The 12887-nt window shown below is 68.2% G+C and carries 13 protein-coding genes; 6 read left to right on the forward strand and 7 right to left on the reverse strand.

Annotated features, from left to right (window positions below):
- The first annotated feature begins 53 nt into the window (after window positions 1–53).
- Both AC07NF_RS15910 and AC07NF_RS15915 read left to right on the forward strand, forming a co-directional pair.
- A complete protein-coding gene (locus tag AC07NF_RS15910) occupies window positions 54–2201 on the forward strand; it encodes a DUF6311 domain-containing protein (protein WP_494629000.1) in 2148 nt (715 codons plus the stop codon).
- Between the two features lie 86 nt (window positions 2202–2287).
- The gene (locus AC07NF_RS15915) at window positions 2288–3169 is read left to right on the forward strand and encodes a DUF8189 domain-containing protein (protein ID WP_494628999.1); all 882 of its coding nucleotides are present in this window, start codon (window positions 2288–2290) and stop codon (window positions 3167–3169) included.
- Here AC07NF_RS15915 and AC07NF_RS15920 read toward each other — a convergent pair.
- From AC07NF_RS15920 to AC07NF_RS15940, 5 genes are all read right to left on the reverse strand, one after another.
- Complete coding sequence (locus AC07NF_RS15920) at window positions 3166–3483, reverse strand: ArsR/SmtB family transcription factor (protein WP_494628998.1); 318 nt, start codon at window positions 3481–3483, stop codon at window positions 3166–3168. The two genes, AC07NF_RS15915 and AC07NF_RS15920, sit on opposite strands and share 4 nt — an antisense overlap.
- A 62-nt stretch (window positions 3484–3545) precedes the next feature.
- Window positions 3546–3995 carry a PA2169 family four-helix-bundle protein gene (locus tag AC07NF_RS15925; RefSeq protein ID WP_494628997.1) on the reverse strand — a complete coding sequence of 150 codons (450 nt, stop codon included), beginning with the start codon at window positions 3993–3995 and terminating at the stop codon, window positions 3546–3548.
- A gap of 57 nt (window positions 3996–4052) precedes the next feature.
- Window positions 4053–4985, reverse strand: coding sequence for an oxygen-dependent tRNA uridine(34) hydroxylase TrhO (gene trhO, locus AC07NF_RS15930; protein WP_494628996.1), 933 nt, complete (start codon window positions 4983–4985; stop codon window positions 4053–4055).
- Entirely contained in the window at window positions 4978–5403 is a 426-nt protein-coding gene (locus tag AC07NF_RS15935) for a SufE family protein (RefSeq protein WP_494628995.1), read from the reverse strand. The genes trhO and AC07NF_RS15935 overlap by 8 nt, the downstream gene beginning before the upstream one ends.
- A 43-nt stretch (window positions 5404–5446) precedes the next feature.
- Window positions 5447–6241, reverse strand: coding sequence for a sensor histidine kinase (locus AC07NF_RS15940; protein WP_492812699.1), 795 nt, complete (start codon window positions 6239–6241; stop codon window positions 5447–5449).
- A 196-nt stretch (window positions 6242–6437) separates the two neighbouring features.
- Between AC07NF_RS15940 and divJ the strand changes: the two genes are divergently transcribed.
- Window positions 6438–8183, forward strand: a complete 1746-nt coding sequence (gene divJ / locus AC07NF_RS15945; RefSeq protein ID WP_494628994.1) for a cell cycle sensor histidine kinase DivJ — start codon at window positions 6438–6440, stop codon at window positions 8181–8183.
- A gap of 6 nt (window positions 8184–8189) precedes the next feature.
- Here the strand turns inward: divJ and AC07NF_RS15950 are convergent, their stop codons facing one another.
- On the reverse strand, window positions 8190–9077 hold the full coding sequence (locus AC07NF_RS15950; RefSeq protein ID WP_492812696.1) for a hypothetical protein: 888 nt from the start codon (window positions 9075–9077) through the stop codon (window positions 8190–8192).
- A gap of 66 nt (window positions 9078–9143) precedes the next feature.
- Here AC07NF_RS15950 and AC07NF_RS15955 point away from each other — a divergent pair, with 66 nt between their 5' ends.
- Entirely contained in the window at window positions 9144–9473 is a 330-nt protein-coding gene (locus AC07NF_RS15955; RefSeq protein WP_492812695.1) for a DUF1491 family protein, read from the forward strand.
- A 143-nt stretch (window positions 9474–9616) separates the two neighbouring features.
- Window positions 9617–9997, forward strand: coding sequence for a hypothetical protein (locus tag AC07NF_RS15960; protein WP_492812694.1), 381 nt, complete (start codon window positions 9617–9619; stop codon window positions 9995–9997).
- A 4-nt stretch (window positions 9998–10001) separates the two neighbouring features.
- Here AC07NF_RS15960 and AC07NF_RS15965 read toward each other — a convergent pair whose 3' ends face one another.
- On the reverse strand, window positions 10002–10139 hold the full coding sequence (locus AC07NF_RS15965) for a hypothetical protein (protein ID WP_492812692.1): 138 nt from the start codon (window positions 10137–10139) through the stop codon (window positions 10002–10004).
- A 253-nt stretch (window positions 10140–10392) separates the two neighbouring features.
- On the opposite strand from AC07NF_RS15965, the gene AC07NF_RS15970 reads away from it, so the two are divergent.
- Window positions 10393–12786: a TonB-dependent receptor plug domain-containing protein gene (locus AC07NF_RS15970; protein WP_494628993.1), complete on the forward strand. Its 2394-nt coding sequence runs from the start codon at window positions 10393–10395 to the stop codon at window positions 12784–12786.
- The last annotated feature ends 101 nt before the right edge of the window (window positions 12787–12887 follow it).

A 12887-nucleotide genomic window follows, 5' to 3' on the forward strand; every position in this document is an offset into this window, starting at 1 on the left:
CTGTGCCTTGGCGACTTCGATGCTAAGCACGGGCGGCGTGACTGGGGAGCTGCATGCGTTTTCCGAAGACCCTGCGGTATGAGCCGATCGTTTTCGCGGCGCTGCTGACGATCGTCCCGATCCTGCTGTGCGGCTTCATGTTCGGGTTCGACATCCCGCTGGCCTCGGCCAAGTTCTGGAGCAATCCCAAGAACGACATGGCCATCATGTCGACGGCCTATGAGGCCTTCGTCCGCCAGCCCTGGACCTTCCCGCCGACCATGGTCTCGGGCCTGCTGCCCAAGCCGGTCTCGATCGTCTTCACCGACAGCATCCCCTGGCTGGCCATCCTGCTGAAGGCCTCGGGCCTGGGGCTGTATCTGAACCCCTTGGGCGTCTTCCTGCTGATCAGCTATCCGCTGCAGGCGTGGTCGATGGTCGCCCTGCTGCGGTCGCTGGGCGTCAGCAGCCGACCGGCGCTGCTGCTGGGCGGGCTTCTGGCGGTGGTGTTCCCGACCTGGATCGCCCGCCAGTTCGGCCACATCGCGCTCTCTGGCCACTGGCTGATCCTGCTGGCGCTGAGCCTGTCGGTGTCGTCGGCGCGCTTCGGGCTCACGGCGCGGCGGGTCGTCGGCTTCGCGGCCCTCACGGCCCTGACCGTGGGCGTCCACGCCTATCACCTGGTCCCGGTCGGGGCCTGTTTTGGCGCGGCCTTGCTGGCTGAGCTGACCCAGCGCCGGACGGACGCCTGGACGCGGGTCGCCGTCGCGGCCAGCGGCGTTCTGACCGTCCTGGCCTTCTCGGCCCTGCTGCTGGGCTATGGCGATGGCGCGGGGCCGACCGGCGGCGCCGACGCGCTGGGCCTGTATTCGATGAACGTCCTGGCCCCGGTGTGGCCGCAGGCCTCGCTGCTGGCCGGTCAGTACTGGACCGGCGGCTGGTATCTTCACACCTTGGACCCGAATGGCGGCCAGTCGTTCGAGGGCTTCCAGTTCCTGGGCTTTGGCGTGCTGATCCTGGTCGCGACCATGCTGTGGCTGGTCGGACGCGACCTGGCGGTCGGCCGCCGTCCCGAGGCCGGCTTCTGGGCCCGCTGGGCGCCGCTGATCCTGGCCATGCTGGTGCTGACCGCCTGGGCTATCGGCTGGATCGTCTATGCCGGTCCCTGGCGCCTGTTCGCCTTGCCCAAGCCTAGCGGCCAACTGGCGGAGGTGATCGCCGGCTTCCGCTGCTATGGCCGCTTCTTCTGGGCGCCGGCCTATCTGCTGACGGCCATCGCCATCAACTGGGTCAGCCGCCTGCGCCGTCCCGTCGGTCTTGGCCTGCTCGCGGTCGCCCTGCTGGTTCAGGCCTGCGACACCAGCCCGCTACGCCAGGGTGTGCGCGCCACCTTCGTCGGGCCCGACGATCTGGCCATGCCGGCCGCCTTCGCGCAGAGCCAGGCTATTCGCGGCCGCGCCTGGGTGTTTCGTCCGACCTACTTCTGCAGCCTCGACTCCCGCGACCTGCGGGTGATGCGGCAGATGGCCCTGATCGCCGTGCGCACCGGCGGGACGCTGAATACCTACGGCACTGCGCGCAGCAATGACGCGGCCGCTTGCGACCTGGTCGATCCGGTCCTGACCCGGGACGCCGTCCCTGGCGATCGCCGCATGACCATCGTGCTGTCCGGCGGCAAGCGCCAAGGCGGTTTCCTGCAGACCGTGACCCGGCGCACCGACTGTTATCGCTTTGCGCGTGGAGCGATCTGCGGTCGCGACCTGGCCGGCATCAGGGGCCTGACCCCGGTCGCGCCTGGCGAGCTGGGCGCGGCGCGTCCGCCGCTGCTGTCGATCCATCTGAACCAGCCGCCGCGCTCGCCGGCCTTGATCTCGGGCTGGTCGGTGCTGGATCCGGGTGGCAATGGCATCTGGACACTGGGCCATAGGGCCGAGTTCCAGCTGGATGCGCCGGCGACCCTGGGCGCGCGCGGCTTCTTCGTCGACATCAAGGCGATCGGCGCCACGCCCCAGCGTGTGACCCTTCTGGCCGAAGGGCGCCGGCTGGGCGTCCAGGAGATCGGACCGGCCGGTTTCGAGGACTATCGCTTCGCTGTGCCGGGCGACCTGGTGAAGCCGGGCGAGGCCATCCGCTTCGCCTTCGAGCTTCCCGACGCCCGCCGCGTCGGAACCGATCCGCGAATGCTGGGGATCGCGGTGCAGACGATCGAAGTCGTGCCGTAAACCTTCCGGCTGTAGCTAGAAGTGGTTACGCGGCTCGGTTGCGATCGGCCCTAAGCTTTCGGAAGAAAAGCTTGGGAGGCATTGCGATGACCGACACCCTCTACGTCCTGCACCAAGGTTACGGAAATGACGGCGGGCTCTGGTGCGCGACCTGGGACGGCGCGACCTGGGCCGACAAGGCGCTCGGCGCCGGCATCACCGGCGGACCGGCCGTGGCGGTCTACAACGGCGTGGTTCACGTCTTTCGCCAAGGCACGGGGGACAATCAGGGCGTCCTGCTGCACACGACCTGCACGAACGGCCAGTGGTCGGGCGACGAGTCCCTGGGCGCGGGCCTGTCGCACAACCCGGCCGCCGTCGTCTATGGCGGCAAGCTCTGGGTCTTCCACCAGGACGGCGATAATTCCGGCAAGCTGTTCCACATGACTTATGACGGGACGAGCTGGTCGGGCGACACCCAGATTCCGCTCGGCATGTCCTACAGCCCCAGCGCCGCAGTCTATCGCGGCAAGCTCTATCTGTTCCACAACGGCTATGACTCGCGCGGGCCAGAGCATTCCGACCGGTCGATCTGGTACTCGGCCTATGACGGAACCAGCTGGGGCGCGGACACCCTGGTCCTGCCGAGCATGGGCGTCGGCGCCATCGTGGGAAGTCCTTCCGTCACCGTGAGCGGCAACGATCTCTTCCTGTTCTTCTGCCGAAGCAGCGACGGGAAGATGTCCTGCTGGCGTGGCGATCCCGCCAATCCTACCACTTGGCGCAAGACCTACACCTTGCCGTGCGGGATGTCGGAGAGCCCCGCCGCGGTCACGTTCAACGGCTCGGTCTACACCTTCCATCAGGGCTACGGCGACGACGGCTCGCTCTGGTACGTCCGTTGGGAGGGCAGTGACCAATGGGACAATGACGTGATCTGCCCGCCCTTGCTGTCGGACACGCCCGGCGTGGCGGTGCTGCCCGGCTAGATCTCGGCCAGCTGGGCCAGATAGGCGTTCAGCACGTCGCGCTGCAGCACCAGGAAGGCGAACTTGCCTTGGCGGCAAATCTTGATCAGGCCGGCCGTCTCCAGCTCCTTCATGTGGTGCGAGAGGGTGGCGGCGGTCACGGGCACGTGCTGGGCCATCGCGCCGCAAGGAAAGGGCTCGCTGGCCGCGCCGACCTCCTTGAGGATCTGGCGACGACGCGGGTCGGCCAGGGCCTTGGCGATCAGGTTGACCTGTCTCTCGTCAAGGACAAGAGGGGCGTCGAGGATGCGCAGCGCGTCTTCCATGGCCTTCATATGCGGTGGGACGCGCCGGGAAGCAAATGGGCGGGACCTTTCGGCCCCGCCCCTTGAAGCCGCTAGTGCTTCAGCATGTGCTTGATGTCGCGCATCTGGTCGTGGCCGGACTTCACCGAGGTCCAGGCCTTTTCGATCGCCGCGCGGGTCTGCGGATCGACATCGGTGTCCTGCAGGGCCTTTTCGTACTTGGCCTTGATGTGGTCCTCGCCGGCCTCGACCTCGGTGACGACAGCTTCGTCGCCCTTGGTGATCGAGTCCTTCAGGTTCAGGAACACGCGGTGGGCGGCGGCCAGGATGGTGCCGTCGTCCTTGGGCTCGCCGCCCAGGCGGCGGACCTCGTCCTGCAGTTCCGAGGCGACCGAGCGGCGCTCCTGGGCGCGACGTTCGAACAGCTCGCGATAACGCGAGGCGTCGGCGTCCTTGGCGGCCTCGGCATAGCCGTCGGCGCTGTCGATCGTGGTCTCGACCAGGCCGTTGACGAGCTTGATGTGGTCTTCGTTGGTATGCATCGGGCGGCTCCTCGCTGGGTAGGGGAGCCGGGTCAACGCGGGGCGGCCGCGAACGGTTCAGCCTTGCTTTACAGGTAAAGTCGCGCCGACGTGGTCGATCCCCAGGGTCTCGCAGTGCACGGCCTGGCGGTGACGCTCGGCGGCGCGGGCCTTCTGATCGTCCGAGCGCTGATCGTGGCAGGTTGGGCAGGAGACACCCTCGACATACAGCGGCGAGGTCTGGCTTTCCGGGCTCACGGGCATGCGGCAGCCGCGGCACAGGACGTGGGTCCCTTGGGAGAGGCCATGGCCGACCGCGACGCGCTCGTCGAACACGAAACACTCGCCGCGCCACAGGCTTTCGGGCTCGGGCACCTGTTCCAGATAGTCGAGGATCCCGCCCTGCAGGTGGAAGACGTCCTCGACGCCTTCGGACTTCAGGAAGGCCGTCGATTTCTCGCAGCGGATGCCGCCCGTGCAGTACATGGCGATCTTCTTGGGCGGCGTCTCCAGCCCCTGGCGCCAGTCGCGGAACCAGGCGGGGAAGTCGGAGAAGCTGGCCGTCTTCGGGTCCAGCGCGCCCTCGAACTGGCCGACGGCGACCTCGTAGTCGTTGCGGGTGTCGATCACCACGACGTCGGGATCGCTGATCAGGGCGTTCCAGTCGGCGGGCGCGACATAGGTCCCGGCGTCGGTCGGATCCAGGTCGGGCTCGCCCAGGGTGACGATCTCTTTCTTGAGGCGGACCTTCATCCGGTAGAACGGCATGCGCTCGGCCCAGGCGGTCTTGGGCGCCAGGTTCGCGCAGCCGGGCAGGGCGCGGATGTGCTCCAGCACCGCCTCAATGGCGGTGTCCTCGCCGGCGATGGTGCCGTTGATGCCTTCCGGGGCCAGCAGCAGGGTGCCTTTGACGCCCAGGCCGCAGCACAGGGCGGCCAGCGGCCCCTGGATCGCCGCCGGGTCCGGAAACCGCGTGAAGCGGTACAGCGCGGCGACGCGATAGTTAGCCAAGACGAACCTGCGCATCGTGCTGGATGCGGGCGACCATCGACTTCAGGCCATTGGAGCGTTGCGAGGACAGCGCGCCCGACAGGCCCAGCTTGTCCATGGCGCCCTTGGCGTCGAAGGCGGCGATGTCGGCGGGCATGCGGCCTGAATAGAGGCGCAGCATGATGGCCACCAGGCCGCTGACGATGTGGGCGTCGCTGTCGCCGCGGAATTTCAGGGAGCCGTCGGCCTGGGGCTCGGTGACCAGCCACACCTGGCTGGCGCAGCCGCGCACCTTGTTCTCTCCCGAGCGCTCGGCGTCGGTGAGGGGCTCGAGTTCCTTGCCCAGCTCGATCACATAGCGATAGCGCTCTTCCCAGTCGCCGAGGAGCTCGAACTCGTCGGCGAGGTCGTTGAGGGCGGTATCGATGGTGCTGCTCATGGCGGCCAATTAGGGGGCTGGCCCCGTCAAGGCAAGCGCGGGGCTATGCCGCAGGCAGGATCAGCCGCGCCAGGAAGCCCGCGCCCAGGCTGGACGAGAGCTTCAGCTGACCGCCCATAGCGCGAGACAACAGGTCAACGATCGGCAGGCCAAGACCGACGCCCTCGCTGGTGCGGGTCAGGGTCGAGCCGCCCTGTTCGAAGGGCTGCAGCAAGCGCGGCAGTTCGGCGCTCTCAACGCCGGGACCCTGGTCGCGGATGGTGATCTCGACCTCGCGCCCGATCTTGGCGGCGGCGACATGCACGACTCCCCCAGCAGGCGAGTGCGTAACGGCGTTCTGCAAGAGATTGGTGAGCATGGTCCGCAGGCCCCGGCTGTCGGCCAGGACCGCCGGCATGGACCGCTCACCGACCACGTGGACGATCACGTCGCGGCGGCGGATTTCCGAGCCCAGGGCGTCGATGACGTCTTCCATCGCTTCGTCCAGGCTCTCGGGCGTCATCTCGATATCGGTAACGTGGCCCTCGAGGCGGGCGATCTCGACGATCTGGTTGACCAGCTTCAGCAGCTTCAGGCCGCTGTCGTGGACGATGGTCGCATATTCCTTGTACTGCGGGCTTCCCAGCGGGCCGTACAGCTCCTGGGAGAGGATCTCGGAGAAGCCGATCACGGCGTTCAGCGGGGTGCGCAGTTCGTGGCTGACCATGCGCAGGAACGACCGCTTGCGGTCGTCCAGAGCCAGACGTCGACGCTCGATCGCGGCCGCTCGGCGCTCGGCCGAGGTCGGGTCCGCGAAGGCGGAGACGATCGAAGCGTCCAGGGACGCCGGTTCTGGCATGGTAGGCTCCCGGACCTTCTGTCCGTGACGATTGAGCCGGGACTATCGCCTCAGGCGCTTACGAATCCGTTTCCGTCCACAACGCGTCCACCAGGAAAGGTCGCTCAGCGATTGTGCGGCCTTGGGGGAACGGCTGCGCCGCGTTAAGGTTTGACGACGGTGATCCTTCCCGCACCGCGCTTGAAGTCGACGGCCTTTGGAATTCGAGACGCTTCCAGACCCGATCAGACGCCCAGCCGCTCGCGCGGCGGGGTTCAATCCCGCGCATGCATGGCGCCTGGGATGGCTGGCGGCTATCTGTCTGGCGGCGGCCGCGACCCTGTTCACCGACGAAGGCGGCTGGCCCATCTGGGCGGCCCTGGGCGCGGGCGCGGTTCCGGCCCTGGCCTCCCTGATCTTCACGCGTGACGACGAGCGCACCCAGTCGCTGATCCTGGTCTTGTGGGCCGTGGGCGGCGCTCTTGCGGCGGTGCTGACCGGCGGCGTCTCCGGCGCCATGGCCGCCTGGTGCCTGGCCCCGGTCGCGGCGGCCTCGATCACCAACCAGTCCCGCCGCCTGGCCGAAGGCGCGGCCCTGTCGCTGATCGGCGGCTGCGTGGCCGCCCTGACCCAACTTTCCGGCCTGGCCCCGCCCGAGCCGACGGGGCCGCTGGGCTTCGTGCTGGGCTTCCTCGCGCTCGTCACCACGGGCCTGGGCCTGGCCGCCGGCCTGCTGATCGGCCGTCGCCGCCAGGGCGCGCGCGACGACCGCAACGCGTCGGAGATCCTGGCGCTCGAAACCCTGCTGGACGGCCTGCCGCACCTGGCCATCGCCATCAAGGGCCAGGGGCAGGTGACCGCCGTGCGCGGCGCGCCGCCGCCCGGCGTCACCACCGTCGACCTGGTCAATCGCGGCCTGACCGGCGCGGCCGCCCCCGGCGATCGCCAGCGCCTGACCGCCGCCATCGCCGCCGCCCATCGCGAGGGCGTGGCCAGTCTGACCTTCAACCCGGCCCTGGGCGTCGAGCGCATCGTCGCCATCGACCTGGTCCGCGTCTCGCCCAACCAACTGGTCGGCGTGCTGCGCGACGTCACCGCCGAGCGCAACCGCGAGAGCTCCCTGGACCAGGCCCGTGTCGACGCCGAGGCCCTGGCCGCCGGCCGCGCCCGCTTCCTGGCCAATATGAGCCACGAGCTGCGCACGCCGCTGAACGCCATCATGGGCTTTTCGGACATCATGCGCGGCCGGATGTTCGGTCCCTTGAGTGACCGCTATGCCGAATATGCCGAGCTGATCCACGAGAGCGGCGGCCACCTGCTGGACCTGATCAACGACGTGCTGGACATGTCGAAGATCGAGGCCGAGCGCTTCGAGCTGCAACGCGGCATCTTCGACGCCCGTGAGGCGGTGCAGGCGGCCATGCGCCTGCTGCGCGTCCAGGCCGACACCGCCAATGTCCAGCTGCGCGGCGTGCTGCCGCCGGGCGAGCTGGAGGTCGACGCCGACCGCCGCGCCCTCAAGCAGATCGTGCTGAACCTCGTCTCCAACGCCCTGAAGTTTACCCCGCGCGGCGGCCAGGTGACGGTCACGGCCCATGGCTATGACGGCGTGCTGGAGATCATCGTCGCCGACACCGGCGTTGGCATTTCCCCTGAGGACCTTGAGCGCCTGGGCCGTCCCTACGAGCAGGCCGGCGGCGTCGAGCAACGCGCCAAGGGCACGGGCCTGGGCCTGTCGCTGGTCCGCGCCTTCGCCAAGCTGCATGGCGGCGAGATGTTGATCGAGAGCCGCCTGGGCGCGGGCACCAGCGTGTCGGTGCGCCTGCCGGTGCTGCTGACTCCGCTGCGTCCGACCGCGCCGGAGCCGATCGCCGTGGAAGACCTGGCCACCCCCGAAGACGGCCCGCCGGCGCCGCCGCCGGCCGCCCTGGGCGATAACGTCATCGCCTTCGCGCCGCGCTAAGCGGGTCTAGCGCAGGAACGCGCGTCCCGCCGCGAAATCCCCGACCTCGACATAGGCCTTGCGGGTGACTTCGTCGCCGCGGCCGGTGAAGGCGAACTCCACCGTCACCGCTTCGCGCGGATCCAGTTGCGAGATCGCGTCGGCCGCCGCCGTCGGGAAGCGGAAGGCCAGGCCAGTCTTGGCGCCGGTCGGCAGCAGGGTGAGGGGGGCTTCCTCGCGGGTCTCGGCCGTGAACACCAGGCTGGCGTTGCGCGGCGCGACCTTGCCAGAGAGATTGCGGCCGGCGCCGCGAGCGATGTACGGGCCCAGGGTCCGGTTGGTGTCGCGTACGATGATCCGCGCGACATAGGGCCGCTGGCCGTTGTCGAAGGTGGCCACGGCTGTGACGGCCTTGGCGCGGCCGGCCAGGCCGAACATCAGGCGGTCGCCGCCGAAGCTGGACGGCTGCGACAGCCGCCAGACCGGGATGGTCGCCGAGACCGAACGCTCGGCCTTCCAGGACGCGACGTCGCCCGGATAGACCTGGCTCAGCATCTGCGAATAGCCTTCGAAGGCCTTCTTCACGCGGCCGGCGGCCAGGGTCAGGTCGTTGGAATTGCAGGCCGCGCCGGCGGCCTTGGTGCGGGCGCGCTGTTCCAGGGCGGTGACCTGCTGTTCGCTGGCGCCCGAGCGCAGGGTCGCGCCGCGCGCCTGGGCGCGGGAGGCGTCCAGGGCCGCCGAGACGGTGGGCGTGAACAGCCGGCAGCGGCCATCGGCCGCTGTCATCAGCGTGCGTTCGTAGAGCTGGTCGGCGGCGTTGGCGAACAGCGCCGTGGGGAAGGCGAACACCGCCAGCCCGATCGACACCCCGACCCATCGCGCCCCGCGACCTTTCTGGTGCGTACTTGGCGTCATTTGCTCGTATGCTTCGAGACTTGAAGGGCGACCTATAGGGCGCTGTGGTTGCGGTTCGGTTAGCGGATGCTTTTGTCGACGGATATCTGGGTAGGCGCGCTGATCCGCCGCGCGGAGCTGGGCGGCGCCTTCGCCATGGTGGCCCGCAAGGGCGACCAGCGGGCGGGGGCGGTGCTGGTCAAGGTGGTCGACCGCCGGGCTGGAACCGCCAAGCTCTTCAGCGAGGCCACGCGCGGCGACGGCGAGCGTTTCTGGATGCAGCCGGTCCGTTCGGAGTTCGAGCCCGACCTGGACGCCTATACCGAGCGCGCGGCCCGGATCGATCCGGACGTCTGGGTGGTCGAGATCGAAGACCGCGACGGTCGCCACTTCCTGACGGAACCCGTCGAGGCCTGAAACCGGCGGGATTTGAATCTCTTAGGTGGAGCGTCTGTGGAGAACTCGACTTAGGCGCAGCGTTAACCCTGCTCCTAAACCGGACCTAAAGCGTGTTTGAGGCATTTTGGACGGGCCTCCAAAACGCTCCCCCAGTGCTCGCCATGCTTTTCCTGATGAACGACGTGATCCTGAGTTTCGACCCGGCAGAACTGACGCCGCCGATGGCTCGCGACCGTTTCGCGGCGCTGTCGCTCAACTATGTCGGGGAACTGGGCAAGGAACTGTTCGCCGAAGAGCCGCTGCTGCCGCACAAGGATGTTGAACGCGCCGAACGCCTGGCGGCCTTGATCATGGCCAAGGGGCCGGGCGTGAATGCGGCGCTGTTCATCGCGCCGGGTCGCGGCTGCCGCAAGGAAGATGTCCAGGTGCGTTATGCGCAACTGAGCATCGAGATCATGGCCGCGCTTCTACAGCGCCAGAATTCCGGGGCGCTCACCAATCTCGAAGCCGACCGTCAGGTCTGGCGGCGCCTGGCCGCCTAGAGCGTTAGAACCGGATCAGCGTAAACAGCCAGCTCAGCGTCATCGCCAGGACGACAAGTCCGGCCAGGGTGATGCCGAAGCACAGCGCGCTGGTGGCGGGGTGACGCCGACCGTGGTCGCGATGATGGTCAAGCAGGGCCATCGTTCGATTTCCTCCATTCGTCCGGCGATCTGACGTCGTCGGTGCGGAACACGGGAAGCATGACTCCAAACCCATTCTTCGAATAGGGGCTTTTTGTCGCTTCCTTGAGCGAAATGGACAGGGCGCGGTCACGGTTGCGCCCAAGGTTTCGGCGAACGCCGTTCCAAGCCTTCATCTGGCCGACATCAGTCCGTCGCCTGTCCGACAACACCCATCGCTACCCCGCGCTGAAACCAAACAGTGCAGGTTCACGATGAAGCTTCTGTCCACCGTCGCCTGGAGCGTGCTCGCTCTGGCCCTTTCCAGCCAAGCCCAGGCCCAGCAGGTCGCCGCTGCCGACACGGCCGCAGCCGAGGTCGACACCATCGTCGTCACCGGCACGCGCCGGGTCGACCGCACGGCCTTCGAGTCGGCGGCGCCGGTCGACGTCGTCAGCCAGGAAGCCCTGCGCAACACGGTCTCGGACGAGATCATGGACAAGCTGGCGGCCACCACGCCGTCGTTCAACGTCCAGCGCCTGCCGGCCGCCGATGGCCAGGCCTTCGTGCGTCCCGCCACCCTGCGCGGCTTGTCGCCCGACCAGACGCTGGTGCTGGTGAACGGCAAGCGCCGTCACCGCTCGGCGGTCCTGGGCGGCCGTGGTCAGCAGGGCGTGGACTTGGCCTCGCTGGGCACGAGCGGCATTGACCACATCGAAGTGCTGCGTGACGGCGCCTCGGCCCAGTACGGTTCGGACGCCATCGCCGGGGTGATCAACATCCTGCTGAGCAACCAGGTCGGCTTCGACGGCCACGCCCAGGTCGGCCGCTACTATGCCGGCGACGGCGACAAGACCGAGGTCGGCGGCCGCTACGGCGTCTCGATCGGCAACGGCGGTTCGCTGGTCGGCGCGCTGGACTACACCAAGGCCGAGGCCACCTCGCGCACCCGCCAGCGTCCGGACGCCATCGCCTTCCAGGCCGCCAACCCGACGATCAACGTCAAGAACCCGGTCCAGCGCTGGGGCCAGCCCGATCGTGAAGTCTGGCGCGGTTCGCTGAACCTGGTCGTGCCGATGGGCGACAATGTCGAAGGCTACGCCTTCGGCACGTACAGCGACATGCACGGCGAGACCGACTTCAACTGGCGCAACCCGTCGAACGACACCTCGTACCGCACCAGCCCGGCCTTCCCGGGCTGGTCGCTGAACCAGCTGTATCCGGGCGGCTTCGCGCCGATCTTCGGTCAGGACGAAACCAACGCCTCGCTGGCCGGCGGCCTGCGCGGCGACGCCATGGGCTGGTCGTGGGACGCATCGATCAACTGGGGCCGCGACGACGTCGACTACTTCCTGAACAACAGCATCAACGCCTCGTTCGGTCCGCAGTCGCCGACCAGCTTCGACGCCGGCACGCTGATCCAGAAGGAGCAGACGCTGAACCTGGACGCCTCGCGTCCGCTGGAATGGTCGTTCCTGGCCAAGCCGGCCAACCTGGCCGTCGGCCTGGAAGCCCGCAAGGAAACCTACGAGATCCAGGCGGGCGACCGCTATTCGTGGGACGTCGGCCCCGGCGCGCCGGCCGGCCTGCCCAGCGGCTCGAACGGCTTCCCGGGCTACGCCCCCAGCCAGGCCGGGTCGTGGAACCAGACCAGCTATGCCGGCTATGTCGACCTGGACCTGCCGATCACCGACAAGTTCGGCGCCGACATCGCCATCCGCCACGAGGACTTCTCGGAGTTCGGCCAGACCACCGACGGCAAGATCGCCGCGCGCTATGAGTTCACGCCGAACTTCGCCATCCGTGGCGCGGTCTCGACCGGCTTCCGCGCCCCGACCGCCGGCCAGATCAACAACACCCGCACCTCGCAGGGCCTGAACACCACGACCCTGCTGCTGTTCACCTCGGGCCGCCTGTCGCCGATCAACCCGATCTCGCAGGCTTTGGGCGGCAAGCCGCTGGAGCCGGAAGAGTCCAAGAACCTGTCGCTGGGCTTCGTCTTCCGCCAGGGCGGCTTCACCGCCTCGGTCGACTACTACCGCATCGACGTCGACAACCGCTTCGCCGTGTCGCCGAACTTCACGGTGACCCCGGCGCTGCGGGCCCAGCTGGTCGCGGCCGGCGTGCCCGGCGCTGACAGCCTGACCACCGTCAGCTACTTCACCAACTCGTTCGACACCCGCACGCAAGGTGTGGACGTCGTCGGTTCGTGGCGCGGCCAGCTGCTGGGCGGCAAGGCCGGCGTGACGGCGGCCTGGAACTGGAACGACACCAAGGTCACGCGCTCCAAGCTGACCGAGGTCTCGAACCTGTCGCGCATCAATCTGGAGAACGGCCTGCCGCAGAACGCCGCCAACGTGACGTTCGACTACAGCCGCGGCATCTTCAGCGGCATGATCCGCACCCGCTGGTCGGGCGAGTGGACCGACGCTCAGGCCAACGGTACGGCGGATCTGATCCAGAACTTCGCCGGCAAGGCCCTGGTCGACCTGTCGGTCAGCGCCGAGCTGAGCGATCAGATCAAGCTGACCGTGGGCGCCGAGAACCTGTTCGACACCTATCCGGACGAGGCGACCTTCCAGGCCTCGCGCGGTCTGATCTACTCGCGCAACGCGCCGTACGACACCGATGGCGGCCTCTGGTACGCCCGGATCTCGGCGAAGTTCTAGGACTGTGTCGAGGCGCGGCTTCGGTCGCGCCTCGAACCCCCTTGCACCGGCGCCTCGAACCCGCCTAGCCTCAATCCCAGATTGCGGGCTGAGGGGTACGC

The sequence above is a fragment of the Caulobacter sp. GW821-FHT10A06 genome, assembly GCF_059415805.1.

Coding starts and splice junctions, on each gene's coding strand:
- AC07NF_RS15925 (WP_494628997.1), bottom strand. CDS start 3,995: ATGCATACCAACGAAGACCACATCAAGCTCGTCAACGGCCTGGTCGAG.
- AC07NF_RS15960 (WP_492812694.1), top strand. CDS start 9,617: ATGCTTTTCCTGATGAACGACGTGATCCTGAGTTTCGACCCGGCAGAA.
- AC07NF_RS15965 (WP_492812692.1), bottom strand. CDS start 10,139: ATGGCCCTGCTTGACCATCATCGCGACCACGGTCGGCGTCACCCCGCC.
- AC07NF_RS15970 (WP_494628993.1), top strand. CDS start 10,393: ATGAAGCTTCTGTCCACCGTCGCCTGGAGCGTGCTCGCTCTGGCCCTT.
- AC07NF_RS15940 (WP_492812699.1), bottom strand. CDS start 6,241: ATGCCAGAACCGGCGTCCCTGGACGCTTCGATCGTCTCCGCCTTCGCG.
- AC07NF_RS15955 (WP_492812695.1), top strand. CDS start 9,144: ATGCTTTTGTCGACGGATATCTGGGTAGGCGCGCTGATCCGCCGCGCG.
- AC07NF_RS15920 (WP_494628998.1), bottom strand. CDS start 3,483: ATGAAGGCCATGGAAGACGCGCTGCGCATCCTCGACGCCCCTCTTGTC.
- AC07NF_RS15950 (WP_492812696.1), bottom strand. CDS start 9,077: ATGACGCCAAGTACGCACCAGAAAGGTCGCGGGGCGCGATGGGTCGGG.
- AC07NF_RS15910 (WP_494629000.1), top strand. CDS start 54: ATGCGTTTTCCGAAGACCCTGCGGTATGAGCCGATCGTTTTCGCGGCG.
- AC07NF_RS15935 (WP_494628995.1), bottom strand. CDS start 5,403: ATGAGCAGCACCATCGATACCGCCCTCAACGACCTCGCCGACGAGTTC.
- AC07NF_RS15915 (WP_494628999.1), top strand. CDS start 2,288: ATGACCGACACCCTCTACGTCCTGCACCAAGGTTACGGAAATGACGGC.